This window comes from Methylocystis sp. Uni0008 (genome assembly GCF_056838045.1).
This window is the reverse complement of the sequence record NZ_CM166370.1, coordinates 2,972,393-2,996,434: the sequence shown is the minus strand read 5'-3', so window position 1 is coordinate 2,996,434 and position 24,042 is coordinate 2,972,393. Positions and strand designations below refer to the sequence as shown.

Here is a 24,042-nt window from a genome sequence, read left to right as displayed (position 1 = left end):
AGGAAGTAGGCGCGCCCAGAGGAGTTCTGGTCCAGCTCGACCATACATCGTTCGTTTTAGCGCTTTCAAACGATTGATCTGTCCTTCCGTCTGGCCGTTGCTCCACGGCTCAGTGATCGCATTTCTGTAAGCGCCGTTGCCGTCCCATTGATTTTTTAAGTTCGGGCGGATTTTCAGATGTGAGATTCTTCTGAGGGACAACCTGTCTCTGGAAGGATTCGAAGATGGACGAGAGCGCGAAGGCGAACGCGATTTATGGCCCGGATTTGTCGGGCGTGTGGATTTTCATCGTTCACGTTCGGGCAATCGGCTGTGGTCGAAGGAGCTGAAAGGCCGGATTGTAAGAGAGAGCCTCGCGCCTGGAGCGCGCGTTGGCGACGTGGCCCGCAAATATCGGATAAGCGCACAGCAATTGACGCAGTGGCGTCGCCAAGCGCGCACCAGACTCCCTTCGCGGGAGCGTGGATCGAAACATCACGGCGCTTATCCTTTGCCAGATTGACGATGGTCGCTCCCTTCGCGGGAGCGTGGATCGAAACTTCTCTGCGGCAAGTTCGATGACCGGAAGCCATTGTCGCTCACCATCACCGTGCGATTGTCGAAGCGGTTGGCGTCGCGGCGTCGCGTACCCAAAGCGATTTCTTGTTTCCGCGCTTTACGTGTAGTGTTATGTTATAACGTATCGCTTGATGAGGACCGAACCTATATTCAGCGCTATGCCATCCGCTGGCGAGGAAGAATCCGCGCCGCGTAAAAGCACGGATGAAAAAGGCCGCTTTCAGCTAGGCAATACGGTCGGCTTTAGACCTGGCAATCGTGGCAGGCCAAAAGGCTCGCGCCACAAAGTGACCGTTCTCTGTGAAAAGCTCATGGGCGACGACGCGACAGAAGTTGTGCGCGCAGTGATCGCTGCGGCACGCGGTGGCGACATGGCTGCCTGCAAGATCATCCTGGATCGTATCGCCCCGATCCGTAAAAGCCGTCCGATCCGTTTCGCTCTACCGGATGCACGCAATGCCGAGGATGTCTCGGCGGCGCTTGAAGCTGTCGTCGGCGCCATGGCGAATGGCGACTTGACGCCGGACGAGGCGCAGATGGTGGCGAACGTCCTGGAGATTCGGCGAAGGGCAATTGAAACTGTCGATCTGGAGAACAGGCTGCGCGTCTTGGAGTCAATGACCGATGGCCAACACTCTTTCGAAGGCGGCTAAGTCCATCGACTTGGCCGCCTCCGTTCGCGCTTGCAATGCGACTCTGACGCAGACGCAGAGGCCATCGACGTTTTTTGAGCGCTCCGGCTCGATCTTGCACAGCTCTGAAGGACAGAGCCGATGACAGCCAGTTTTAAGAAACGCCTGGTTGCAATCGAGGTGAAGCGAAGATCCCAGCTGACGAACACCGTGAGCGTTACTTATGATGAGGATACGGCGGATGTTGAGGCGGGACCCACGCGCTTCACTCTCACGCGGCGAGCCGACGAAACGCCCGCCGATTTCGAGCGGCGCGTGAAAACCGACGCAGGAAGACTCGGCGCGCGTTTGGTCGCTATGACGCGCCAGAGATTCAAGGAACTCATTGCCCATGTGGACGAAGAGTATTAGCCATCATCGAACGCGGCTTGCCTTCCTTCCGGACCGGCTCTCTGCCTCTTGGATAACTTGCTTTCCAGCTACTTTCTTGGTGCCTTACGAATATGCCATGGGTAGGCACTCGGGTCGGGCGCGCCGCCGTCAGTCAGGATGCAGACGCTCTTGCCCTTTGAATCACGCGACGATCGACGCCAAGCTCACGCGCGAGGCCAAGTACTGTCGCGCCTTTGGAGAGCTTCTCGCGCACGGTCTTTCGCTGATCTTCCGTCAAGCGCGCCGGCCGTCCTGGCAGTCGACCTTCCGCCTTGGCGCGCGCAAGCCCGGCCTGCGTCCGTTCAACAAGCAAGTCGCGCTCGAATTCAGCCATGGCGGCAATGACGCCCATCAGCATCTTGCCGGCGCTCGACGTTAGGTCAGTCGCGCCAAGCGCGAGGCAGACAACTTTGACGCCACGCGCAGCAAGGCTTTCAACAGTCTGCCGCACGTCCAGCGCATTCCTGCCGAGCCGGTCGAGTTTTGTACAAACGAGCATGTCGCCCGGCTCCAAGCGCTCAAGCAAGCGTGCGAACCCCGGCCGCTCATTCGCGGTGACCCCGCCGCTGATCGCCTCTTCAACGATCCGATGCGGCGGAATGTCGAACCCGGCCGTCCTGATCTCTTCGGCCTGGTTTTGAGTCGATTGCTCCCGCGTCGAGACGCGGCAATAGGCGAATGTTCGCGACATGGCGCGCCCCTCAAATGTGCGCTACTAGGCATTACTTACGCACATGCGCGCAACACTTCAAGCGCTCTATTCTGCGCAGTGCGCCTCGGGCATGCGCGCAAACGATCGTTTCCGCACGGCTGGGTTGAGAGAGAAGAAAAAGACGGCTCAGGGGCGCGCGTCATTTCCGCCCCGCAGAGCCCGGAATTAGGCTGTGCAGCACATCAACGACGCCGTCTACTTCCGTATAGATCGCATTCCCCGGGAGGCGGTCGTTCTGACGTCGGCTGGATTGGGCCCGGGCTTTGGCATTCTCAAGAAGCGCCGCCGTACGCGCATAGGTATCGGCCTGGCCCTTGCCATAACCCGAGATGTGCGCGCGCAAATTACGGATGATCGTGTCCCGGTGTTCCCACGCGGTGACCTCTTGAAAATGCATCAGCAGCCACACCTCAAAGCACGGTACGGACGGGACGGCTTCAAAGACAACTTTGCCCCCATCGCTGTTCTTGAATTTATTTTTGTGGGCTTCGGCCTTCGCGATAGCATTCGCGTAATTCGGATGGTCGTCGCGATCAAACACGGCATAGACTCGCTCGAACTCCCGGCTTTCCTTGAACACTTCCATGGCCGATTCCACCACCTGGAGGCATTCTGTCCCCCTGCCATGCGTGACATGGACGTGGGCGGATGGAAGCCGGAAACGCTGGCGAATCTCGTTAAAGTAGTTGGGCTCCGTCTTGCTGCCCTCGCAGACGATCAGAACCCGCTCGTAAGGAGGCCGCTTGGGTTTTCCGCGCTTGTAGCTCCGCGCGCCGCGCGACTTATTTCCCACGGAACACGATTTCTTGAGGGTTGAGGATCGGGATCGCCCCGTAGCGGCCCGACAGGTAGCCCTTCTCAAACGCTTCACCCTTCCGCACCGAGAAATCAGTGAGGGGAAAGAGACGGGAGGCTTGCCCTTGATCTTTTTCTGCAAACCACACCTGGTCACGCCGGAGGATGTCCGCGCTCAACAGCGTGGTATCATGCGTCGTGAAGACGAGCTGGGCACCCCCAGTGTTGATGGTCGGATTATAGAACATTTCAACGAGCTGACGGACCAACAACGGGTGCAAGCTGCGGTCGAGCTCGTCGACGCACAGCGTGCGGCCAGCCTGCATGATCTCAAACAGGGGGCCGGCGAGACTAAAGAGACGCTGGGTCCCGTCGGATTCGTCATCAAGCCCGAAGACGGCCGATCCTTTCGGGGCTTTGTGAAGGAAGAGAGGCACGTTGATTTCGCCTGGTTCCGGCGGCAACACCTCCATTTCTCCTGTCAAAGTATCAAGTTGAAAACTTCTGGCTTGCGCGGTGCGCTTGTGGATATCGATCTTGGAGATACCGATATCCGCCGCGTGTAGCAGGGTCTGCACTCGGTTCTCGGGCGTTTTCAGAATGTGATTGATCGTAAAGAGGGGACTTGGCGCACCACCCCGCTCAAAAACCACGATGTTTGAAATCCATTCATAGACCGGACGCAGCTGTTCGCTGTTGAGCTGGGTCGCCGTAGAAAGAAACAACGCGTTCGACCGTGTCGCTTTCTTCCAGAGATCGCGCTGCCCTTGGAAGGATGGGCCGAAGTTGTAGTGGTCCGTTTGTTCCTCGGAGCTGAATTCGCGGGAAAACCATGTCTGAGGCTTGCTCGACCGGTAAACTAGCAGCCACTCGCTCAAAATTCGTTCCGGGTGCGCTGTGAATCCGTACTGATAGCGGAGGCCATCCCGCAAGAAGGTCACTTCCATTTCGATAGGTTGACCTTTGGTCTCTTCGTCTAGGGCGAACGGTTGCAGATTGAGAGTTTGCGTCGGTTGAAGCTGAGCTGAGTCCACGACAATGCCCCGCAGAAGCTGGAACGCACGCATGAGATTGCTTTTGCCACTGGCGTTCGCACCGTAGATCGCAGCTGTACGCAGGATACCGGGTACCTTGAAAGGTACACCTTTCGGGATGGGAAGAACGTGCGAGTCCTGGTGTTCCTTATGAGCGGCCGACGCCACAAGGGAAAATACCGCCTTTTCCTTGAAGGAGCGGAAATTCTTGATACGAAACTCAACGAGCATGCGTTTATGGCCCTTTATAAGCGGTATATTTGGACATAATCTGCAAAAAATCCACTAATTTTATGAATGGATGCCACTTTTGAGCGAATCCGGTAGCTTGACAGCGTCCACCACGAACCCATGATTGCATGGTGCGATCGATCCTTGACCCCGCAAGTACGCGCCCGTCGCAGGGATTAAATCAGGAGCGCGTTCGTCCGCGTCGGGGAACTTCGGTCACCGGGGGTTCCTCGCGTCCCATGCCGCCTGACCGTGCCACCCGTCCTCGGCGTCCTCCGCATCCAAAGCTCCGCTCATGGTGACGATGGTGACGATGAATCTGTTAGCCCCCTTACACGCGCGCGCGTAAGCGCGTTAACGGACGGAGCGTCACCAACTTCACCATGAGCCAAGCAGTAAGCCAATCTCGGACGAAGCGCCGACGATATATGCCAGACAGAAACACCACCCCCGGTGACCAAAGCGCCCGAACCTCAATTCGAGACACCCATTCCTATCTCCGGTTTCAGACGCAGCCCGCAGAACGCTTGCCCGTCCTTGCGCTTCTTTTTCTCAAATCCGAGCTGCTCAAGTCGCTTGCTGAAAGAGCGGTCCGTTTCACTCGGGATCGGCTGCTCGGCGGACGCGGCAAAACCTTTCCATGACTCATAAAGCTTCGACAGCGGCTCCCAGTTGCCCGGAACAAATTCGCAGCACTCATAGAGCCAAGCGGCGACGGCGTCCTCTTCTGCGAAATATGCTTCTGTCGCTTCTCGCGCGGCGGTCGGCTGCGCAAGTCCGATGCGCTGCCATTCCAGGCAACCTTCGATCATCCACTTCAAAATGCCGCCCCATTCGGCTTTAAGCTTTTCGGTCAGCTCTGGATCGCGCCGTTCTTGCGGAATCGTGACGTCGAAAGGAATCATGTGAAAGCGCCGCTTGATCGCTTCATTCACAGCTCGCAGCGACGGCTTGTAGTTGCCGGCGATCATCAATTTGAATTGCGGAACGAACGTGAAAAAATCTTGTCGCATGAATCGCGCCGCGATCGGGTCGCCGCCAGTCAATTGCTTGATCCTGCTTTCAGCCCAACGTCGCCCCTCTTCAGTCTCGATCGCGGTAACCAGTCGAGCGCCGCGCAGAGCCGCCAGTTCAGTAGGATGACGGTCCGAATTCGACGCGACGAATGTTTCAATCGGCGCCGTCTGATGATAGTCGGCGAGAATGCCGGCGACGGTCGAGAGCAATACCGACTTGCCGTTGCCGCCATGTCCATGCGCGAAAAATAACGCATGATCGCGCGTAACCCCTGTCAGCGCATAGCCGAGAATGCGTTGCTGATAGGAGATAAGCTCCTCGTCGCCGTTGAAGATCGTATTCAAAAACTCCATCCACAGCGGACAGCTGTCATCGCTCGCCGCGACGCTCGTCATCTTGGTCATGTAATCTTCAGGACGCGCAGGCCGCATCTCTCCAGTGCGCAGGTCGACGACGCCGTTCGGCGTGTTTAACAACCAAGGATCGGCGTCCCATTGATCGACTGCAGCCGCTAACCGACGGTCGGCTTTCGCTAGGGCTTCTACCGCGTATACGGTTTGAGCGCTGGCGATTTTTCTCGCTTCATTTTCCTTGTTGTGATCGACCGCAGCTTCGCGGCATGTAACCCGCACAGCCTCACGAACGCGCAATGTTCTATCCTCTCGCCAGCATCCCTCTTTGAAAATCAACCATCGCGCCCATTTGGCGACGAACCGCAAATATTTTCTATGTTGCGCGGCGAAGGCGAGAGCTAACGCCTCTTCAGAATTCATCGGCGCGAGAATGGACTTGGCTTGTGACGACTCGGTTTTCTTGTCGTCGGACGGACTTGCGTTGATAGGCTCTAACCATTTCTTCAACGCATCGACGCGCGCCATTTCAAACTCCGCAGCTTTGATCCAACTACGATTAACTTCGCCTTCAAGCCGCCCTTCGCTTGTATATCTATTCGCAATACCTTCGGGATATTTTTCAAGGAGCGCCAAGACATCATCAGGCGCGAAACCTTGTCGATAAAGCGCATTGACGACGGACTGAAACACGTTGGACCGTTCTCCGACAGGAGCGTCCTCTTGAATCCTTTTCATTGTTTTGGAGCCGGCGACTTCTTCGAGACTGTCACTCGCAGCGAACGCACGTCGCGGATAATCATACGAGTCGGCGAACGTCTCTGCGCCGTCAGCTTGCTTGGGCCTTTCAGGCGCTCCGACGTTCAATCGATCGATGATCGGATCGATGTTTACGAGAGGCGCACCGACGAATCCTTCTAGCTCAGTGCCGGTGACCGTAATGTATCGCGCCGCTTTTCGATAGCTTTCTAAACTGTAATCGCCTTGCGATCGCTTCGTATGGACGTAACTCCCATGTCCGTAGCCGATGACGCGCAGTCCCTTTCCAGACGGAGAAATCTCGACATACGAATTGCACGCCTCAAGCAGTTTTCGGGCGTTCGGAACGATGGCGACATTGCCGTCAGAGTTGTGACTAAGACAGCCATCCATATCGAAGGCGCAGAAGCGCGTGCCTGTCAGGACGAAGCCGATGCCGTCATATCCGCCCATCCGAAAGGCGTCGCAGGCTTGCTCGTAAGTCGCCCACGTCCCTTTATCGCTGACGCCAGCACGCTCGCCTGTGCGCGCATTATATGGCGGCTTTCGTCGCTTGCCGTTGGCGTCCGTCTCATATTTCCACACCACCCAATTGGCGAACGATTCGAGCGGACGCAGCGCCTCGGGCAAGCTCAGTAGCTTCGTTCTGTCGCCAACTGACTCGGAGGTCGAAATCGTCGGCGACGCAATTGATTTGCAGGCCGTTCTTGGGGTATTCTTGTTCTGCATCATCTCGAACTATCCAAACGAGCGAACCTTGACGCCGCCGCCTTTGCCGAGGCGGCGGCTACATTTTCGGTTAGATGCTCCCGCTCAGCGGGCCGCCGCTCTCTCGCGGCTAGACGGTCTCTTCAAGGACTTCGCCGAGAATGCAGCCGACGCGGCGCGCCGAAATGCGGACGATGCGGGGCTTGCCGGTTCGTTGGGATTCACGCCGTAGCGTGTCAGGATGAACGTTGAGCAAACGGGCGGCTTCTTTGAGAGAGATGACGCGGCGACGCTCGACGGCGCTTAGTTCGAGCTTATCGCGCTCGGATGCGGGTGACGCTTTCAAAGCAGCTTCCTCTTGCAGAAAAACTCGGCTCCGCGCCGAGGTCTGCCGATAGAGGTAAGCGTCAAAAAATCCGCCGTCCAAATCCGCCGCGCACTTTTCGGCGGAATTAAATTTCAAAGATGCCGCTGGTTTTTTTGAGCTTTCCGCCTGTTCGGGCGGCGGAATTAAAACGATTCCGGCGGAATTACTGAGCGACAGTCCGACAGCGCCGGCCGCGCTTGCCGACCGGAACACGGCCCGCGCTACGCAGTTCACGCAATCGCTCGCGCGGCAACGTCATGCCGAATTGTTGGATGATCGCCGCAAGCTGTTGGTTCTCGCTCATCGGCCCGAGCGTCGCGAGATGATTGACGATCTCGTCTTCGCGCTTTCTGGCAGGTCGCGTTGGCGGGCGCCGGCGCGCGGCGGGCTCCACGGTGGTCGAATGGCCGTTTGACAGCAACCAGCGAGCAACCGACGCTGGCCAATCTCCATAGGTCTCCCGCACGCTCGCGAGCGTGAAGAAGAGGCGAGACTTGCCGCGCTCGAAGAGCAGAAGACGTGCGAGGAAATCGACGGACGATCCGGCGGCGAGCGCTTGCGGATTCAACGCGCGTTGCTCGGGTTGCGGCAAACGGTGATCGAAGAGAACTTCGACAGGATGCAGATGTCCGAGTCGAAGTTGCTTCTGCACTTCTTCGAGGATTTCCCAGCATATCCCGTCTTCGTCGCACAACGCCTCGGCTTCCTGGTCAGGGTCCATCAGCTCCGCCATGAGTTGGCGGATTCCGATCAGGTCCGAAAGGCGATAGGATTCCTTGTCCATATACGCGATTCCTCATCTCGCGTTGTGGTCAGGGCCGATGCGGCGTTCCAGCGCCGCATCGGTCCGTTCTCTTTCCGTCAGGCCCGTAAGTGAACGACGTTGCTCTCGCGGCCTTCGATGACGTCCGCGATGAAATCGCCCCACTTCGCCAGCGCCTTCCGCTTTTCCTCGCGATAGGCCGCGCGGTTGTAAACGCCGGCGACAGAGGCCCGATGGCCACTGAAATGATTCAGGCACGCTTCGACGACGTGCGGTTGAATTTTCAGTTTGTCGTGCGCCATCGTCGAGAACGTTCGACGAAGATCGTGAAGGGTCCATGCAGCCATGGGCGGTCTGCCCTCGGCCTCGCGCAGTTCGGCGATGCGAACGTCGAGACGGGCCTTACAGGCGGACCAACCGGAGAATCCGCCTCTACCTCGCCCGAACACGAAATCACGATCATCGTCACGCTCGCGGCCACGTAGGACGGACAGCGCCGCGCTGCTCAACGGCAGGTCGAAGGGCTTTTTGTTCTTGGTCCTGTCGCCCGGCAGAGAGATCAGCGCCGCGTCAAGATCGACTTCCTGCCATTGCAAAGCGCCGATCTCATCGCGGCGCATGCCGGACAGGACCAACAGCCGAACGATGTCGCCAAAATCGTCATCTTCCAACGCCCGCCAGACGTCGCGAATCTCGTCTTGGGCAAGCGCGCGCTCTCGTGATTCCGGTTTGGGCGGCCTATGGGTCTGCGCAACCGGATTGACGTCGATGAGACCTTCGCGCATCGCCCACGTGAAGAAAGCGTTGAGCGTCGCATGCACGTGAAACTTGTTCGCCGGTAGTCCAGCGATCAGATTGGCGATGTGGGTCCGATTGATTTTGGCGAGGGGCTCGCCGTGCAATGGTTTCGCGTTGACGTTCAAATGCCGCACGATCTCTCGATACGACCGCGGGCGCATCTCGGCCTTCTGGTAGTCGAGATATCTCTGGACCACGGCTTTGAAAATCGTGGCCGATTGCGAGCGACTCTCGGCTTTGTCGGCAGCTGGGTCGCCGCCCAAGCGCACGCGTGCGCTCAGTTCGGCGGCCGTCCTGCGCGCCGTTTCGAGGCCCATCGCCGGGAATGAGCCAAACGATAGGCGGCGCTGTTTATCGCCAAGTTTGTATTGAAAGACCCAAGTCTTCGAGCCGCCAGCTCGCAGGCGTAGACCGAAGCCGCCGAGGGACTCATCGAAAACGATTCGCTCGGACCTACCGTCGCTCAGGGCGAGCGCGGCGACGGACCCTGCCGTGAACTTCATTGTAGCCCCTGGGAAGATCATGGGAAGATTCGGGAAGCTTCTTCGTGCTTCCTACTGCTTCCGAGATACTGATGGTATCCGAGCTTTTCAAGGGGATTGCGCCGCTCGTGCGTCTTCCCGCGTGTTCCTGCATAAGCCAGACAGCGGGTTCCTAAACCGAAGGTCAGGGGTTCGAATCCCTTCGGGACCGCCAATAGACCAAATACGTGATGGCCTCGCAGACGATCAACGCCAGCCCCTAGAACAGCGACGCGCCGGCTGCGACTCGGGCGTTTGCCAACGAAACGAATCAACAGGACTTTCGATGACGGAAAGAGGCGAAGCAAACGACACCGCCGCCAAGAGCCCCCGCCGCAGCGTTCGCATCGTGGCTAATCTTATTGTGATCACGCTATGCCTGCTTATGGTGGAAGCGGGTTTTACTTTGTACTATTACCGAGCTGAAGGCAGGCTGACCGATCCACAAACACGTGAAGAAGCGCACAATACGTTTGTGGCGCAAATGGGCTCGAATACGAATGTCAGATGTCGCTACATGGACACGGTCTACCCGCACCCCTATCTGACCAACGTTCACGTCGACAATCCGCCGTGCGAGAACACGAAATTCGAGTTAAACAACATCGGGCTGTTTGGACGTGATTTCCCTTACAAGAAGCAGGCCGACGCCTTTCGCATCATGATCAGCGGCGGCTCGGTAGCCGCCATGTTTGGCCAATTGCATAAAGACAAGCCGAGATTCCTCGAAGAAGAACTGAATAAGTGTTACGTTCCTCCGAACGGTCAGAAAATCTTCGAAGTCTACAATGGCGCTGATGGCGGCTGGAAGCAGCCGCAGCAAGCCATCATGACGCTTCTTTTCGGCGAAGTTTTCGACGGTGTCGTGACGCTCGAAGGCTTCAATGAAAAAGACATGTTGCTCGAAAAATGGACGTCCTGGTCAAAGCGATTTGAATGGCCGTCGAACAACTTCATTCTCGTGAACCCCATGGCGTCCGGCAGCTATTTGCAGCTCCTCGGCGGCGCGGCGCTCAACTCCTTTTATTCGCTCTATTCAAGCACGCCGCTCTTGCGGTCGTCGAACGCGATATACTTTTTTGTCGACGCGGCCCGCGCGAAACTTAACGACTCGCTCGTGAAAAACATGGCGTCGTTGCATAAATCGCATCTGACGATTTTCTCGGTTCCCAAGGAGTGGAGCTCTGACCAGGTTTTCGAATACAACCTGGATCAGTACAAGAAATATTTCAAAACCACCGCCGCCCTGGGCCAGGCGCAGGGCGCAAAGGTCGTCTTCTTCATTCAGCCCTCGCCGGTATACGGCAAGACGTTGACCGAAGAGGAAAAGGGCGTGGTCGGCGATCTGAGCTACAAGGACCTCTATCTCAAGATGACCGACACGCTGCTCAAGCTGAAGCAGGATGGGATCGCCATCCACAGCCTGCTGGACGTCTTTTCCGGAATTCCAGAAACGATCTACGCAGACCATATTCACTTTTACGCCGACCCGGCCACGGGAGAAAGCGTCGGCAATCGCATGATCGCCAAGGCGATCGCCGCCCGGCTCGCTGACGAATGGCGGTTCGAAAGAAAATGCGCCGATTGACGCGCGCGCTCAGCGCGTCGTCGGGAAAGACTGCAGCACCGATTCGATCGGCCCCGAATCCACCGTCATGCCGCCATTGAACGGATTGTCCATTGCGGCGATCAAGAACACGACGGATCCCATGAAGAGTGCCATAGCGCCGCTGAGGATCAGATGGACGTGGAACTCCATGTCGAAAATGCTGACGAGGCCAAGCAACAGAAATCCGCCGAGACACATCACCCACCAGAGCTCCTTTGGAATGCCGCCGTCGCCGGCGGCGATCAGATAGCGGCGATGCTCCACAAGCGCGTTCAGACGGGTGAACGTCTCGGCCTGAATGATTTCCTCGCTTTTGAGCTTGGGCTGAAAGTTCATGACCTGACCGAATAGCGCGGCCAGTCCAGGCGAACGCGCATGGGGGTCGGGCGGGACATTAGGCGGCGGATGTAAGGCGTCGATCGCCTCGTGCGCGTAGCTGCGAAGCTTTTCCTGAAGCTCGCCGCGGGTCGGCTGCGGAAACCCGTCGAAATCCTGATGCAGGGCGGCGATCGTCAGCGCCTCCTTTGAGATGACGTCGCCGACTGCGGAGAAGTCCTGATAGGCCTCAACCGCGAGCAAGCCGAGCAGAATCCCGTATAGCGTGGCAAAAGAGGCCAGCGTCAGGCCGACCATCTCATTGGCGTTGCGGCGGCCGTGAATCCATTGGTGGGCGAAGCGGTGAAAAAGAAGCACCGCCAGCCAGGTCACGGCGAGGGAGCCCAGGCAGAACAGCAGCGCCATTTGCATGACGGAGAGATGCTTGAAGAGTTGCGGCACCGGCGCCTCCTTCCTCGGCGGCATTAGCAAACGCCGGCGGCGAATTGTCAAAGGCCCTATCGATTGGCGAGCCACAAGATCAGACTGATGACGACGCTCAGAACGAGCGACGTGGCGAACGGAAAATAGAATTTGAAATTGCCGCGCTCGACGACGATGTCGCCCGGCAAGCGTCCAAGGCCAAACCGCTCGCCGACCAGCCAAAGAACGCCGACGCCTGCCAGAACGAGCCCAGCGACGATGAGAAACTTGGCCATGTCGGATCCCCTCCCCTCGCGTCATGATCGCGTCGCGTCCAGCACTGCTATCTCGTGCATCTGAGTGAAATCGCCAGCGGATCGGCGTCGCGTCCGGCGCCGCCGTTTCAGGTGACATATTGTCGCGAAGCCAGGAATCGCGGGCGTTTTGCTTGACCGGGCGCCGCGTCGAAGTTTACCTGCCGACGAGGGTTCGAACTTGAATTCGGTTTTCGCCTGCGGCGAACCGACGCATTCGAACCGACGGCGCATGGCGCGCCTCTTGCGGAAGCCTGTTGGAGACGCAGGCCGCGCGACGTTTCGCAAAACACTCGTCTCGTTTGAATGTCGCTCCTGATGCGATCGCCGGCGCGCAGCGGTTGCGTGCGACTAAGAGGGTTTGATGAGGCCTGATCACATTTATCTCGCCATGACCATGGTCAAGCACAGCACGCTGGCTGGCGCTTGCATCTATGCGTTCAAGATTGCCTCGTTTGTCGTCAAAGCGATGTAATTTCACGCGCCGTTGCGCCGGCGCCGCCCTTCGCGCATAAACCTTCCGACGCATCGATGCGACGGAGGGGCGCAAGTTCATGGCGGCGATTGACGGTCCGAGGGTGCAGGCGCGTTCCGGCAAGCCGAAGCAGCTTGTCGTTTTTCTGCACGGATATGGCGCCGACGGCGCCGATCTCATCGAGATCGGCCGTCAATGGCGCGCCTTCCTTCCCGACGCCGAATTCGTCGCGCCGCATGCGCCGGAGCGATGCTCGGCGTCGCCGACCGGACGACAGTGGTTTCCGCTCACGATGCGCGATCCGGAAGAGCGCTGGCGCGGCTGCGTCGCGGCGCGTCCGACGCTCGACGCCTTTCTCGACGCCGAACTCGACAAGCGCGGAATGGACGACAGCGCGCTGGCGCTCGTCGGCTTCAGCCAGGGCACGATGATGGCGCTGCACACCGGACTGCGCCGCAAACGCGCGCCGCGCGCGATCCTCGGCTATTCGGGAATTTATGTGCTCGGGCCGGCGCAGCCCGGCGAAGAGCCGGCAGCCCATGAGAAGCCCCCCGCGGTCCTCCTCGCGCATGGCGAAGAAGACGAAATCATCCCCGTCGAGGCGCTGCTGATGTCCGCCAATGCGTTGGCGGATGCAGGCGTGCCGACGCAATGGCATCTCTCGGCGCGTCTCGGCCATGGCATCGACGAAACAGGACTGATCCACGGCGCGCTGTTCCTCGCGCAATCCTTCGGCGTCGCCGTCGAATTCCGCCGGCGCTGACGAGCCCTTTGCCGCCGCGGGCTGACGACCTGTTCCCTCATCACGCAAAAAGAACCCGCGTTTACGCGCCTTCCAGCCCCGCCTCCGCGCCGGCTGGCTCCATCGCCGGCTCGAGTTCGATGGGCGCGCGGCGCACCGCGCGGCGCGTCACCGGCCGATAGAGCTGCTTCGTCGCCTCGACGATATGAACGCCGCCGCCCGGCAGTGAGAACCGGCCGGCGATGCGCTCAAATGCGGGCGCCGAGCGCAGCAGCGAAGCGCGCTGGAACGGCGGCACATACAGCGCCTCATCCCAGTAGAGCGGCAGGAACTGCGCCTCCTGCAGCAATTGCTGCAGCTGGCCGCGCGAGTAGGGATGGCCCTGTCCGAAGGGCGTCGTGTCGACGCGCGCCCAAAGTCCGGTGCGGCTCGGCGCGACGATCAGCACCCGTCCGCCGGGCGCGAGAATGCGCCAGACCTCTTCGAGCAGATCATGCGGGTGCTCGTCGGTCTCGAGCGCATGCACGATCAGGATGCGATCCATGCTGGCGTCGGGCAGCGGCGTCATGGACGGCTCCACGAGAGCCGTGGCGGAACGCCCGTCGAGCGGCCAATGAACGACGCCCTGCGTGGCCGGCATGAAGGCGAGAACGCGCTGCGCCTTCTCGCGAAAACCGTCGAGGTACGGCGTGGCGTAACCGAGGCCGAGCACGCGCAGCCCCGCATGATCCTGCCAGCGGGCGCGCACCAGCCGCGACACCAAGCGCCGCGCCACCTCGCCAAGCGCCGTATCGTAAAAGGCGCGCAAATCGACGACGTCGAGCATAGCGTCGATCATCGACGCAATCGGTCACGCGCGCAAGGCGCGCCGAGCCTTCCTGCGTCGCTGTCGCGTTTTTCGGCGGCGCGCGTTTATGATAAACGACCGGCCGAGAAGAGGATGCCCCATGGCGCTGGAAGTCGCGCAGTTCATCTGCCTGAATGACAATTTCGGCCTGCTCGCGCATGAGCCCGAGCTAGGCGCGACCGCCAGCATCGATGCGCCCGACGGCGAAGCGATCGCCAATGAGGCCGACCGACGCGGGTGGCGGCTGACGCATCTGCTGCTGACCCATCACCACGCCGATCATGTTCAAGGGACGCAGACGCTCAAGGCGCGCTTTCCGCACGTGAAAGTCATCGGCGCCGCCAAGGACGCGCATCGGCTCCCGCCGCTCGATCAGGCGGTCGTAGAGGGCGACGTGGTCGAAGTCGGGGAGGCGCGGGCGCGCGTGATCGAAACGCCCGGCCACACGCTTGGACACATCGCCTATCGCTTCGTCGAGGATGAGATCCTGTTCGTCGGCGACACGCTCTTCTCGCTCGGCTGCGGCCGCGTTTTCGAGGGCACCATGGACATGATGCGCCTCACGCTCGAAAAGCTCGCCAACCTGCCCGGCGAGACCATGGTCTATTGCGGCCACGAATATACGCAGGCCAACGCGAAATTCGCGCTCACCGTCGATCCCGACAATTCAGTGCTGCGCGAGCGGGCGCAAACGGTCGCCGAGTTGCGCAAGGACGGGAAGTTCACGCTGCCGACGACAATCGCGCTCGAAAACGCCACCAACCCCTTCCTGCGAGTCGAGGATCCGAAACTGAAGGCCGCGATGGGCATGCCGGACGCCAATCCCTTCGCCGTCTTCGCCGCGATGCGCGAGCGCAAGAACTCTTTCGCCGCATGACAAACGCGCTTCTGACCGATGAGGTTGTGCGGCTTTTGAACCTCTCCCCGCACCCGGAGGGCGGCTTCTACCGACAGACCTTTCGCGACCCCCTGCCCGTCAACAGCGGCCGCGCCGCCTCGACGACGATCTACTATCTGCTCCCCGGCGGCGAAATATCTCACTGGCATCGGGTCGACGCCGCCGAAGTCTGGCACTTCTATGCGGGCGCCGCCCTGGAGCTTAAGGTCGGGGCGCAGGGCGCGCCGACCGAAATCCTGCGCCTCGGCGCCAACCTCGCGGCGGGCGAGCGGCCGCAAGCCGTGGTTCCTGCAGGCGTATGGCAGTCGGTGAAGAGTATGGGCCGTGGACCCGACGAATGGACCCTCGTCGGCTGCACTGTCGCGCCCGGGTTCGAATTCGCCGGTTTCGAACTGGCGCCGGCGGATTTTTCGCCCGACTTTTCGGCCTGAACGCAATGGCTTCGGCCTTTTCGGGGCTTTGACCCACCCGTCGGATAGTGTATCGGGTCGCAGACAATAACGAGGAAATGCTCGAATGTGCTGGAGTGGAGAGGCGTCAATGGTGTTGGCGGCGACGGGGATCGCCGGCGCGGCCTATTCGGCGCTCAAGAAGGATCCCGAACCGCTCGCTCTGTGGGTCTGCCTTCTCTATTTCGCCAGCATGGAGTCGCTTCAGGCCGTCGCCTATACGGTCCTGAACCAATGCGACTCGCCACTAAACCAATTGATGACCATGTTCGGTTATCTACACATAACGTTCCAGCCGTTCTTCATTAACGCCGTCGCGCTCTATTTCATGCCCAAGGACAGCGCCCGCATCATCGCGCCCTGGGCCTATTTCGGCTGCTTCGTCGCGGCCATCGCCATGCTGCTGCAGCTTTATCCCTTCGCCTGGGCGGGTCACTGCGCCGCCGGACGGCCGTTGTGCGGCGACGTGCTCTGCACGGTGCGCGGCGAATGGCACATCGCCTGGCTGCTGCCGACGAACGGCATCGGCAACTCCATGGTCGACAACGCCTATCTCGGGCGCGGCTACATCGAATATCCGCTGATGGCCTTTTACATCCCGTCGCTTTACGGCAGCTGGCGCTTCATCCTGTTCTCCTGGCTTGCCGGTCCGTTTCTGGCCGGCCTGACCACCAGCAACATCAATGAATGGCCGGCGGTCTGGTGCCTGTTCTCGATCGGACTCGTGCTCGCCATCATCAAGACGCCGCTGCGGTATCACCTGCATGTCGGCGATCCGTGGTGGATGATGCTTTACAAGTGGTGGAAGCGGCGGAGAGCGGCCGCGAAAGCGGCCATAGCCGCGCCCGCGCTGCCGGCGGAGCCGCCGGCGCTGATCGCCGAAGTCAAAGAGCCGGCGGAATAGTCAGTCCTTCGCGTTGACGACGCCGCCGACGAGATTCTCCCCGAGCAGCGATTCGGTGGTCAGTCCCGCGGACAGAGGCGCTCGCTGCGCGCCGGACTCGATCGCGGCGAGATAGTCGCGGCGGGCGGCGACCGCCTCGTCCCAACTCACGGCGCAGAACGACAGAGCTTCGCCCGGCCGCAGTTGCGCGAGCCGGCCGAGATCCGCGCCGATCACCGTCGCGATCTTGGGATAGCCGCCCGTCGGCTGACGGTCGGCCATCAGGGCGAGCGGCGCGCCGTCGCCGGTGATCTGGATGGCGCCCATGGCGACGCCGTCGGAGACGATGTCGTGTCCGCGCAAGTGGCGGATCGCCGGGCCCTCGAGCCGATAGGCCATGCGGTCGCTACGCGCGCCAATCCGCCAGCGCGCGGCCAGAAAGGCCTCGACCTGATCGGGGGCGAAATAATCGTCCTGAGGTCCAAGAAGCAGGCGGATCGGCGCGCCGCTCGACGCCAGCCAGGGCGCCGACAAGGCCAGCGGGTCGGGGGGCGGCGGTCCGGTCTCCGCGAACAGCAAGGCGTCGCCAGACGCCAGGGGCTTGGGCCCGAGTCCGGATCGGGCGTGGGTCGCGCGCGAGCCGAGGGTGGGCGCAAGGCCGAGCGTTCCCCCCACGGCGACATAGCACCAGGCCCCGGAACGGCCGGCGCGCAGCGCCAGCCGCGCGCCTGGAGGAAGGGCGAGCAGGCAGGCGGAGGGCAGCCGCCGGCCATCGAGCCGAATGTCGAAATCGCCGCCAGCGACGGCGACGCACAACGTCGCGCCTTCCGCCCGCAGGGTCGCGCCGCCGAGCGAGACTTCGATCGCGCTGTCGGCGCCAGCGGCGCGCGTCGCGGCCAGATAGGCGCCAAGGTCCATGGGCCCCGCCGGCGTGACGCCATAGCGCGACTGTCCGAAGCGGCCCTCGTCCTGAATGGTGACGCCAGGCCCGGCGGCGTCGATAAGCAGCCGCCCGATCATGACAGCATCTGCCGGCGCGCCACCGTTTCGCCCGCCAGGGCGCGGGCGTCGAGCATCCGAAAGGTCTCGGCGTTGATCGGCTCGAAGCGCACCGCGTCGCCCGGCGCGATGAGAAAAGGCGGGTCGCGCCGCAGCGAGAACATGCGCTCAGGCGTGCGCCCGACGACATACCAGCCGGTCGGCATCGGATTGGAGGCGATGAGCGAGAGCGCGCCGCCGATCAGCGCCGCGCCGGGCGGCGTCGGTCCGCGCGGGCTGACGCGCCGGGGAATCGCCAGCCCCTGCGGCAGTCCGCCGAGATAGCACCAGCCCGGCGCGAAACCGTACATATAGGCGCGGTACTCTGCGCCCGCGTGCGACTTTGCCAGCGACTGCGCGGAGCGCCCGAGCTGCGCGGCGGCCTCGCCGATATCCTCGGCGAATTCAGGATCGTAGCAACAGGGAACGGTCCAGCGCAGGGCGGGCTGTAGCGCCTGCGCCTCCGCGTCGACGCGCTCGATCAGTCCCATGATCAGGTCGATCAGCGAGTCGCGTGAAATCTCGAGCGGCTCGTAGCGCAGAAGGAGCGCGCGATAGGTCGGCGTCGTTTCGCGCAGGCCTTGCGGCGGCGCGGCGCAAAGACGCGCGTCCAGCGCCAGCACGCGCGCATTCACCTCGGGGTCGACGACGTCGCCGAACTCGACTGACAGCGCCGCCTCGCCGCAGTCGAGAAAGCGCGGCGTCTTATGGTTCATTGCGGTCAGACTCCCGCGAAGGCGCTGAGCTCCCAGCCGTCGCGTTCGAGGGTCGCGCGAAGATTTCGGGCCATTTCAACCGCGAGCGGCGTATCGCCGTGAACGCAGATCGAGTCGATCTGCGTAGGCAGGAGTTTGCCGCTGGCCGTCCTCAACCCGCCATGCGCGAGCATGTCGCGCACCCGCGAACAGGCTCTGTCCACATCCTCGATAACGGCGCCTTCTTGCGATCTCGGCTGCAGACTTCCATCGTCCATATAGGCCCGGTCGGCGAAGACTTCATTTACGACGCGCAGCCCCGCGCGCGCGCCGGCGCGCGTTTGCTCCGACAGAGCGATGGCGAGCAGCGCGAGCGACGGATCAACGCCGCGCACGGCGCGCGCGATCGCGGTCGCCGCCTCGCCGTCGCGCTCGGCGATATTGGCGAGCGCGCCATGGGCCTTCACATGCGTGATTCGATGTCCGCTCAAGACGGCGAGCGCTTGCGCCGCGCCGATCTGATAAGCGACCGCGCGCTCGATTTCCCGGGCGCTCATCGGCAAGGTGCGCCGGCCGAAGCCCGCAAGATCCGGAAAGGCGACGTGGGCGCCGACGGCCACTCCGCTTTCTCTGGCGCGCGCAAACGTGGTCGCCATGATGTCGGGGTCGCCGGCGTGGAACCCGCACGCGACATTCGCGCTCGTGACGATGTCGAGCATGGCGTCGTCGTCGCCCATGCGCCAGCGCCCGAAACCCTCTCCGAGATCGGCGTTAAGATCGATGGCGCGAGAGTCGGCGTTCATGGCGCTTGCGAGTTCGTCTCTGTTTGCGGCCTGCGACATTGGCCGAACGCCGCCGAGACGGCAATGCGCGCCCCACCGGTTCTGCGCGCAGGATCTTCACGACCGGAATGTCGTCGAGGCCCAGCTTGCCGGGCCGTGAGAGGCCGCTCCGGAGCGACGAGGATCGACACGATCCCGCACAAATAGGGCGTGGCGGCGCTTGACAAAGACTGTCCCCTTTGGTGAAGCTGTATCGCGGCGAAGCCGGAAAAAAGAGCCACTGGCTGGCGCAAACGTGGGAGGAAAATATGCAGTATCTGATCCCGGGACTCATGCTCGCAATCGTCGTCGGCGGCGCGATCGTCGCGATGCGGATGGGCAAGTAAGTTCAAGAAAACGGGGCGTTTACGCCCCAACGGTCCGTTGGCGGGCAGCAGCCTGACGTGAGCGTCGGCGTTATTGCGCCAACGGACTGAGCTGGTCCAGTCCAGCTCTGGCTCGCCCCCAGGCGGCGAATCTCCTCTCCGTTCAGTTGTTTTACTCCGCTGCGAGTTCTTGCTGCGGCGGAAATGCGATTTCGACCAGCGTCCCCTCATTGTGACGGCTCTTGATGCTGAATGAGGCGTGGTTCGCTTCGATCAAGGCCTTTGTCAGCGGCAGTCCAAGTCCCGTTCCGCTTGCCTTGCGCGAGGTGTCGACCTGTCGGAACGGCTCCAAGGCGGTTGCGACATCCGCTTCCGACATGCCGATCCCGGTGTCCTTGACGCGAAGGACGACCGACCCGGCTTCGGTCAGCGCGCTCGACACGATGACCTGCCCGCCAGGCTCGTTGAACTTCACAGCATTTGAAAGAAGATTGAGAAGAATCTGCCTGAGCGAACGCGCATCGGCGCGCAGCGGCGGCAGATCCTGCGCGAGCGCGAGTCGCATCACGACGCGCCCGCGGTTGGCCTGCGCCTGCATGATCGACGCGCATTCGGCGATAACCGCATTGGCGTCCACTCGCGAGAAGGAAAGCTCCATCTTGCCGGCTTCGATCTTGGAAAGATCCAGAAGATCGTTGACGAGCGACAGGACATGCTCGCCGGAAGCGTGAATGTCTTTCAGATACTCCTTATAGCGCGGCGAGCCGATCGGCCCGAGACGCTCCTCCATCATCACTTCCGCAAAGCCAATGATCGCGTTCAGCGGGGTGCGAATCTCATGTGACACGCGCGTCAGAAAATCGGATTTCGCCGCATTGGCGCTTTCGGCGGCAAGCCGGGCCGCTTCGAGCGCCCGGTCGTCCGGAACTTCGCCCTGAGGCGCATCGGCAAAAACCACGATCACTGATTTTCCATCGAGTGAAAGCCGCCGCAGCGTCATCTCTACCGGAGAGCCGCCGCCCGGCGCGGCCGGCGCGACAGACAGTCGTGCGCTCGCGCTCGGTTCGGCCTCAAGAAAACGCTGAACCAATAAGTGTGCGTCGGAGGGGGCGAGAAGAGACGCGAGAGTGCGGTTCTCAACGGACTTCTCTCCGAATCGCGCCGCGAACGGGGCATTCGCCCTTACGATCGTCCCATCGGCGGCGGCGATCGCGAGCGGCGTGGGCGAGAGGTCGAAGACCGCGCCGAGCATCGCATTCTCTGATTTTGCCCGCGCAAGCCTTTCTTCCAGGCTGCGCGCGAGCGCGAGAGCGCTTTGCTCCGGACCCGCCGCGAGAAATTCCCGGCCGTGCAGCAGCGTCGTAGGACGCTCCTCCGCCGACTCAGTCGATTCGGCAAAGACGGTCCCCGTCCCCTGCCCAAGACTCCCTTCCCGGAGCGCCCGCGCGATTTCGTCAAAAGCCAGACGCTCGCTCGAACTGAGCGCCTCCCTCGCGTCCGAATTGACGCGCGCGGACGCGGGCGCGCGCAGCATCACGACATTGTCGGCTGGCCGCTCGGCGGAAGCTTCATGGGGATCCCCACGAGAATCGATCGCCTCCTGCGGCTGAACCGCGCGAGCGCGTTCGATATGCAGCACCCCATAGCCCTGATAGCCGAGAAACCGCCGGGCCGCGTCGGTCATCGGCAGCGCGCCGAGCGTCGTCGGCACGCTGCCGATATTGTCCTCTAGCGGCCACGCGACCTCGACGCCGCTCCAGGCCCGGCGGGAAGCGCAGGCGCGCGCAAATGCGGGCTCGAGCGAAAGCGCATGCGACGCGTCTGGAACCGACCGGCCGAGAATGTCGGCGGCGGCTTCGCCGACGACGCCGGCGAGCGCGTGCGTCAGGTGGATAAAGCGCCCCTCCGAGTCGGTCTTCCACAAAAAGCGCGGCGGACGCGCGCCGTGCCGCGCCGCAAGACTGCGGCGGAGCGCCGCAGTCTCTTCACTGACCTCCGCTTCGCTCGAGACGTTGGGAGCGCGGCGAACTCCAGCAGGCGCATCCGCGCGAACGCCGAGCGCGGCGATGACGAAACAGGAACCGCAATCGGGATCGAGGCTGCGGCAGAGAAAAGTGACGGTCTGCGCCTCGCCGGAAACATGGAAGCGCAGTCGCTCGAGGCGAAGATTCCGACCGTGACGCAATTCGGCGACGAGTCCGGCCAGCCGCTGCGCCCCGGGGTCGTCGCTGCGAAACAGGCGCTCGGTCAAAAGTTCAGCGTCTTCGCCGAAGACCGCCCGCGCCGAATCGTTCAGAAACGTGATGTGCAACGGATCGCCGTTCGCCGCCACGACCGGCGCGCCCGAAGCGTCGAGTGCGGCAAAAACGGGGTCAGCCGCGACGCAAGCGGCTGCGCGCGCGCGCTCTTCCAGGTCCTGCTCCGAACCGCCCATTTGCCTTACCGCCTCAACCGACGGTCTCGCTCGCCGCGCGCTTCTCAGGCGTCTCGCCGGCTCGACGCGAACGGATAACCGAATTTAATCGCGGCTGATTGCAAGGTCTACGATCGTCGTGCGTCTTTCATAGTATTTCTGCGTAATTCTCATCTGGAGATTGCGAGCTGCTGCGGCGCACAAAATTGTTGCATCGCAGCATAAAATCCGGCAGGATGGTTCGACTCGCCGCATCGCCGTTGAGCTTGGCGTGACTCGGGTAAGATATGGCTTAGCGCGGCGTTTCCTGAATTTTCACGGCACGGAGGTGCGTCATGGTCGAATCCATCTATCAAATTCCCACCGAGGTCCGCGATTTCGCGGAGAAGAGCGTCGAGCAGGCGCGCAAGGCCTTCGAAGGTTTCGCCGGAGCGGCGCAGAAGGCGCTCGATACGCAGGCGGACATGCCGTTCGGCCTGCCGAGCGCCAAGGACGTGAGCGCCAAGGCCCTGTCTTTCGCCGAGGCGAACGTCAACGCCGCCTTCGATCTGGCCCAGAAGCTCGTCCACGCCAAGGACCCGCAGGAAGTCTTCAAGCTTCAATCGGAGTTCGTGCAGGCCCAACTCCAGACGATTCAGGAGCAGACCAAGGAGCTTGGCGCGTCCTTCCAGCGCGCGACGACCAAGTCCTAACGGGGAGAAGCTCAATGGCGAATCCGCAGAACAGTTCCCCAAAACCCAAGACCCCCGAAGCAAAGCGCGCGCTGCCCAGCGTTCCGGAGACGGAAGCGGCGCCGACGACGAGCGAAGCTGTGAGCGCAGAACCAGCCTCGCCGCCAGTCGAAGCGGTCACGCCGCCCGTCGTCCAGGCGCCGTCGACCGCCCTCGCGATCGCCGTGGAGATGACGTCGTCAGGAGCCAAGGCCGAGGATTTCGACCCCACGCTCTGGTCGCAGAAGTCGATCGACCTCTGGGCCGAAAACGCGACGGCGCTCCTCGATTTCACTGAGCGGCTCGCCGGCGCCAAGACGCTCGACGAGGTGACGAGCCTTCAGTCGCGCTTCGTAAGCGAAAGGTTCGACGCTCTGCTGCGGCAATCGAACGAGCTGATGACGCTGGCGCAGCGTCTGCTCAATATCTCGATCGCGCCGCTCTATGGCGCGCGCACGGCGTAACGCGTCATGTGAGTCCTGTAAGGCGTAACGCGTAATTCGAGTTCCTGCGAGGAGCGCCGCGGCGAATGGGCTGCGGCGCTCCTTGCTTTAAAGCGTTGCGACGATCACGGCGCGCAGCGCCGGCGTCGCGTCAGGCATCACCCCGGTCCAGTCGCGGAACGCCGGGCGCGCCTGATGCAGCAGCATTCCCAGCCCGTCCACAGGCGTCGCGCCATGCGCGCGCGCGGCGGCCAGCAGCGGCGTTTCCAGAGGCGCATAAACGATGTCGGCGACGAGCGCCGACTTCGACTTCGGCAATGCGCTGAGCGATAGATCGAGCGGCGGCTGGCCGACCATCCCCTGACTCGTCGCATTGACGACAAGTCCCGCGCCGGCAAGCCCCGCCTCACGTTGGCTCCACGGCAAGGCCGACACGCGCGGTCCGAAGTCGGCGGCGAGAATCTGCGCCCGCTCGAAGGTGCGGTTGAACAGTCGAATCTCCTGCGCGCCGGCGTCGAGCAGACCGTGAACGATGGCGCGCGCCCCGCCGCCCGCGCCGATGACGACGCAGGGCGCGCTCGCGGCGCGCCAGCCAGGAACCGCCTCATGAAGCGACGCGATGAACCCATAGCCGTCGTAGTTATGCCCGGTCAGTTCGCCGTTCTTCTCGACGACGACGCAATTGACGGCGCCGATTCGCGCCGCCGACTCATCGACATGATCGACAAACCGGAGCGCCGTTTCCTTATGCGGAATCGTGAGATTGCACCCGGCGAAGCCGAGCGCCGGCATGGCGCGCAACGCCGCCTCGAGCCGGCCCGGTTCGACCGGCAGCGGCGCATAGCAGCCCTCGATGCCATATTGCGCGAACCAGTGATTGTGAATCTTCGGCGAGCGCGAATGCGCGATTGGCCAGCCCATCACGCCGGCGAGCACGAAACCATGGCTGTGTGTCACGTCGTCT

Annotated in this window: 26 protein-coding genes; 11 read left to right on the top strand and 15 right to left on the bottom strand. The window is 61.8% G+C overall.

What is annotated here, in order from left to right; genetic code table 11:
- Window positions 1–277 precede the first annotated feature (277 nt).
- The 3 genes from AC0X69_RS15045 (at window position 278) to AC0X69_RS15035 (ending at window position 1,601) form a co-directional block, all read left to right on the top strand.
- Window positions 278–502, top strand: a complete 225-nt coding sequence (locus tag AC0X69_RS15045; RefSeq protein WP_482608595.1) for a transposase — start codon at window positions 278–280, stop codon at window positions 500–502.
- Between the two features lie 187 nt (window positions 503–689).
- Window positions 690–1,211: a hypothetical protein gene (locus AC0X69_RS15040; protein ID WP_482608594.1), complete on the top strand. Its 522-nt coding sequence runs from the start codon at window positions 690–692 to the stop codon at window positions 1,209–1,211.
- Between the two features lie 120 nt (window positions 1,212–1,331).
- Window positions 1,332–1,601, top strand: coding sequence for a hypothetical protein (locus AC0X69_RS15035; protein ID WP_482608593.1), 270 nt, complete (start codon window positions 1,332–1,334; stop codon window positions 1,599–1,601).
- Between the two features lie 133 nt (window positions 1,602–1,734).
- On the opposite strand, the gene AC0X69_RS15030 is transcribed toward AC0X69_RS15035, so the two are convergent.
- From AC0X69_RS15030 to AC0X69_RS15000, 7 genes are all read right to left on the bottom strand, one after another.
- A complete protein-coding gene (locus AC0X69_RS15030) occupies window positions 1,735–2,313 on the bottom strand; it encodes a recombinase family protein (RefSeq protein WP_482608592.1) in 579 nt (192 codons plus the stop codon).
- 160 nt (window positions 2,314–2,473) lie between these two features.
- Window positions 2,474–3,127 (bottom strand): RloB family protein, encoded by a 654-nt coding sequence (locus AC0X69_RS15025; protein WP_482608591.1) that lies wholly within the window; start codon window positions 3,125–3,127, stop codon window positions 2,474–2,476.
- Complete coding sequence (locus tag AC0X69_RS15020) at window positions 3,117–4,394, bottom strand: AAA family ATPase (RefSeq protein ID WP_482608590.1); 1,278 nt, start codon at window positions 4,392–4,394, stop codon at window positions 3,117–3,119. Before AC0X69_RS15020 ends, AC0X69_RS15025 begins: the two co-directional genes overlap by 11 nt.
- A 473-nt stretch (window positions 4,395–4,867) precedes the next feature.
- A complete protein-coding gene (locus AC0X69_RS15015) occupies window positions 4,868–7,252 on the bottom strand; it encodes a phage/plasmid primase, P4 family (RefSeq protein WP_482608589.1) in 2,385 nt (794 codons plus the stop codon).
- A gap of 106 nt (window positions 7,253–7,358) precedes the next feature.
- Window positions 7,359–7,574, bottom strand: a complete 216-nt coding sequence (locus AC0X69_RS15010) for a hypothetical protein (RefSeq protein WP_482608588.1) — start codon at window positions 7,572–7,574, stop codon at window positions 7,359–7,361.
- 184 nt (window positions 7,575–7,758) lie between these two features.
- Entirely contained in the window at window positions 7,759–8,379 is a 621-nt protein-coding gene (locus AC0X69_RS15005; RefSeq protein ID WP_482608587.1) for a hypothetical protein, read from the bottom strand.
- A gap of 77 nt (window positions 8,380–8,456) precedes the next feature.
- On the bottom strand, window positions 8,457–9,659 hold the full coding sequence (locus AC0X69_RS15000; protein WP_482608586.1) for a tyrosine-type recombinase/integrase: 1,203 nt from the start codon (window positions 9,657–9,659) through the stop codon (window positions 8,457–8,459).
- Here AC0X69_RS15000 and AC0X69_RS14995 point away from each other — a divergent pair.
- Window positions 9,649–11,265, top strand: coding sequence for a hypothetical protein (locus tag AC0X69_RS14995; RefSeq protein WP_482608585.1), 1,617 nt, complete (start codon window positions 9,649–9,651; stop codon window positions 11,263–11,265). The two genes, AC0X69_RS15000 and AC0X69_RS14995, sit on opposite strands and share 11 nt — an antisense overlap.
- A gap of 9 nt (window positions 11,266–11,274) precedes the next feature.
- Here AC0X69_RS14995 and AC0X69_RS14990 read toward each other — a convergent pair whose 3' ends face one another.
- Window positions 11,275–12,063 carry a bestrophin-like domain gene (locus AC0X69_RS14990; RefSeq protein ID WP_482608584.1) on the bottom strand — a complete coding sequence of 263 codons (789 nt, stop codon included), beginning with the start codon at window positions 12,061–12,063 and terminating at the stop codon, window positions 11,275–11,277.
- 56 nt (window positions 12,064–12,119) lie between these two features.
- Window positions 12,120–12,320 (bottom strand): DUF2905 domain-containing protein, encoded by a 201-nt coding sequence (locus AC0X69_RS14985; RefSeq protein ID WP_482608583.1) that lies wholly within the window; start codon window positions 12,318–12,320, stop codon window positions 12,120–12,122.
- Window positions 12,321–12,892: 572 nt separating this feature from the next.
- Here AC0X69_RS14985 and AC0X69_RS14980 point away from each other — a divergent pair.
- On the top strand, window positions 12,893–13,576 hold the full coding sequence (locus AC0X69_RS14980) for an alpha/beta hydrolase (protein WP_482608582.1): 684 nt from the start codon (window positions 12,893–12,895) through the stop codon (window positions 13,574–13,576).
- Between the two features lie 61 nt (window positions 13,577–13,637).
- Here the strand turns inward: AC0X69_RS14980 and AC0X69_RS14975 are convergent, their stop codons facing one another.
- Window positions 13,638–14,393, bottom strand: a complete 756-nt coding sequence (locus tag AC0X69_RS14975) for a class I SAM-dependent methyltransferase (protein WP_482608581.1) — start codon at window positions 14,391–14,393, stop codon at window positions 13,638–13,640.
- 109 nt (window positions 14,394–14,502) lie between these two features.
- Here AC0X69_RS14975 and gloB point away from each other — a divergent pair, with 109 nt between their 5' ends.
- The 3 genes from gloB to AC0X69_RS14960 all read left to right on the top strand — a co-directional run bounded on the left by gloB (window position 14,503) and on the right by AC0X69_RS14960 (window position 16,653).
- A complete protein-coding gene (gene gloB, locus AC0X69_RS14970; protein WP_482608580.1) occupies window positions 14,503–15,279 on the top strand; it encodes a hydroxyacylglutathione hydrolase in 777 nt (258 codons plus the stop codon).
- Complete coding sequence (locus tag AC0X69_RS14965) at window positions 15,276–15,731, top strand: cupin domain-containing protein (protein ID WP_482608579.1); 456 nt, start codon at window positions 15,276–15,278, stop codon at window positions 15,729–15,731. Before gloB ends, AC0X69_RS14965 begins: the two co-directional genes overlap by 4 nt.
- A 109-nt stretch (window positions 15,732–15,840) precedes the next feature.
- Window positions 15,841–16,653, top strand: coding sequence for a DUF5765 domain-containing protein (locus AC0X69_RS14960; RefSeq protein ID WP_482608578.1), 813 nt, complete (start codon window positions 15,841–15,843; stop codon window positions 16,651–16,653).
- Here AC0X69_RS14960 and AC0X69_RS14955 read toward each other — a convergent pair whose 3' ends face one another.
- The 3 genes from AC0X69_RS14955 to AC0X69_RS14945 are packed head-to-tail and all read right to left on the bottom strand — an operon-like array spanning window position 16,654 to window position 19,207.
- Window positions 16,654–17,652: a 5-oxoprolinase subunit C family protein gene (locus AC0X69_RS14955; RefSeq protein ID WP_482608577.1), complete on the bottom strand. Its 999-nt coding sequence runs from the start codon at window positions 17,650–17,652 to the stop codon at window positions 16,654–16,656.
- Complete coding sequence (locus tag AC0X69_RS14950) at window positions 17,649–18,386, bottom strand: 5-oxoprolinase subunit B family protein (RefSeq protein WP_482608576.1); 738 nt, start codon at window positions 18,384–18,386, stop codon at window positions 17,649–17,651. Before AC0X69_RS14950 ends, AC0X69_RS14955 begins: the two co-directional genes overlap by 4 nt.
- A gap of 5 nt (window positions 18,387–18,391) precedes the next feature.
- Window positions 18,392–19,207: a LamB/YcsF family protein gene (locus tag AC0X69_RS14945; RefSeq protein WP_482608575.1), complete on the bottom strand. Its 816-nt coding sequence runs from the start codon at window positions 19,205–19,207 to the stop codon at window positions 18,392–18,394.
- A gap of 179 nt (window positions 19,208–19,386) precedes the next feature.
- Here AC0X69_RS14945 and AC0X69_RS14940 point away from each other — a divergent pair, with 179 nt between their 5' ends.
- A complete protein-coding gene (locus tag AC0X69_RS14940) occupies window positions 19,387–19,533 on the top strand; it encodes a hypothetical protein (protein ID WP_482608574.1) in 147 nt (48 codons plus the stop codon).
- A 151-nt stretch (window positions 19,534–19,684) separates the two neighbouring features.
- Here the strand turns inward: AC0X69_RS14940 and AC0X69_RS14935 are convergent, their stop codons facing one another.
- Window positions 19,685–21,946, bottom strand: a complete 2,262-nt coding sequence (locus tag AC0X69_RS14935; protein ID WP_482608573.1) for a sensor histidine kinase — start codon at window positions 21,944–21,946, stop codon at window positions 19,685–19,687.
- Between the two features lie 314 nt (window positions 21,947–22,260).
- Between AC0X69_RS14935 and AC0X69_RS14930 the strand changes: the two genes are divergently transcribed.
- On the top strand, window positions 22,261–22,617 hold the full coding sequence (locus tag AC0X69_RS14930) for a phasin (protein ID WP_482608572.1): 357 nt from the start codon (window positions 22,261–22,263) through the stop codon (window positions 22,615–22,617).
- Between the two features lie 14 nt (window positions 22,618–22,631).
- Window positions 22,632–23,099 (top strand): phasin family protein, encoded by a 468-nt coding sequence (locus tag AC0X69_RS14925; protein WP_482608571.1) that lies wholly within the window; start codon window positions 22,632–22,634, stop codon window positions 23,097–23,099.
- 87 nt (window positions 23,100–23,186) lie between these two features.
- Here AC0X69_RS14925 and AC0X69_RS14920 read toward each other — a convergent pair whose 3' ends face one another.
- The gene (locus tag AC0X69_RS14920; protein ID WP_482608570.1) at window positions 23,187–24,035 is read right to left on the bottom strand and encodes a shikimate dehydrogenase; all 849 of its coding nucleotides are present in this window, start codon (window positions 24,033–24,035) and stop codon (window positions 23,187–23,189) included.
- Between the last annotated feature and the right edge of the window lie 7 nt (window positions 24,036–24,042).

What these genes read in the sequence shown, in the direction of transcription:
- AC0X69_RS15040 (WP_482608594.1), top strand. Translation starts at nt 690, where the DNA reads ATGAGGACCGAACCTATATTCAGCGCTATGCCATCCGCTGGCGAGGAA.
- AC0X69_RS15035 (WP_482608593.1), top strand. Translation starts at nt 1,332, where the DNA reads ATGACAGCCAGTTTTAAGAAACGCCTGGTTGCAATCGAGGTGAAGCGA.
- AC0X69_RS15030 (WP_482608592.1), bottom strand. Translation starts at nt 2,313, where the DNA reads ATGTCGCGAACATTCGCCTATTGCCGCGTCTCGACGCGGGAGCAATCG.
- AC0X69_RS15020 (WP_482608590.1), bottom strand. Translation starts at nt 4,394, where the DNA reads ATGCTCGTTGAGTTTCGTATCAAGAATTTCCGCTCCTTCAAGGAAAAG.
- AC0X69_RS15015 (WP_482608589.1), bottom strand. Translation starts at nt 7,252, where the DNA reads ATGATGCAGAACAAGAATACCCCAAGAACGGCCTGCAAATCAATTGCG.
- AC0X69_RS15005 (WP_482608587.1), bottom strand. Translation starts at nt 8,379, where the DNA reads ATGGACAAGGAATCCTATCGCCTTTCGGACCTGATCGGAATCCGCCAA.
- AC0X69_RS15000 (WP_482608586.1), bottom strand. Translation starts at nt 9,659, where the DNA reads ATGAAGTTCACGGCAGGGTCCGTCGCCGCGCTCGCCCTGAGCGACGGT.
- AC0X69_RS14985 (WP_482608583.1), bottom strand. Translation starts at nt 12,320, where the DNA reads ATGGCCAAGTTTCTCATCGTCGCTGGGCTCGTTCTGGCAGGCGTCGGC.
- AC0X69_RS14980 (WP_482608582.1), top strand. Translation starts at nt 12,893, where the DNA reads ATGGCGGCGATTGACGGTCCGAGGGTGCAGGCGCGTTCCGGCAAGCCG.
- AC0X69_RS14975 (WP_482608581.1), bottom strand. Translation starts at nt 14,393, where the DNA reads ATGATCGACGCTATGCTCGACGTCGTCGATTTGCGCGCCTTTTACGAT.
- gloB (WP_482608580.1), top strand. Translation starts at nt 14,503, where the DNA reads ATGGCGCTGGAAGTCGCGCAGTTCATCTGCCTGAATGACAATTTCGGC.
- AC0X69_RS14965 (WP_482608579.1), top strand. Translation starts at nt 15,276, where the DNA reads ATGACAAACGCGCTTCTGACCGATGAGGTTGTGCGGCTTTTGAACCTC.
- AC0X69_RS14960 (WP_482608578.1), top strand. Translation starts at nt 15,841, where the DNA reads ATGGTGTTGGCGGCGACGGGGATCGCCGGCGCGGCCTATTCGGCGCTC.
- AC0X69_RS14955 (WP_482608577.1), bottom strand. Translation starts at nt 17,652, where the DNA reads ATGATCGGGCGGCTGCTTATCGACGCCGCCGGGCCTGGCGTCACCATT.
- AC0X69_RS14950 (WP_482608576.1), bottom strand. Translation starts at nt 18,386, where the DNA reads ATGAACCATAAGACGCCGCGCTTTCTCGACTGCGGCGAGGCGGCGCTG.
- AC0X69_RS14945 (WP_482608575.1), bottom strand. Translation starts at nt 19,207, where the DNA reads ATGTCGCAGGCCGCAAACAGAGACGAACTCGCAAGCGCCATGAACGCC.
- AC0X69_RS14935 (WP_482608573.1), bottom strand. Translation starts at nt 21,946, where the DNA reads ATGGGCGGTTCGGAGCAGGACCTGGAAGAGCGCGCGCGCGCAGCCGCT.
- AC0X69_RS14930 (WP_482608572.1), top strand. Translation starts at nt 22,261, where the DNA reads ATGGTCGAATCCATCTATCAAATTCCCACCGAGGTCCGCGATTTCGCG.
- AC0X69_RS14925 (WP_482608571.1), top strand. Translation starts at nt 22,632, where the DNA reads ATGGCGAATCCGCAGAACAGTTCCCCAAAACCCAAGACCCCCGAAGCA.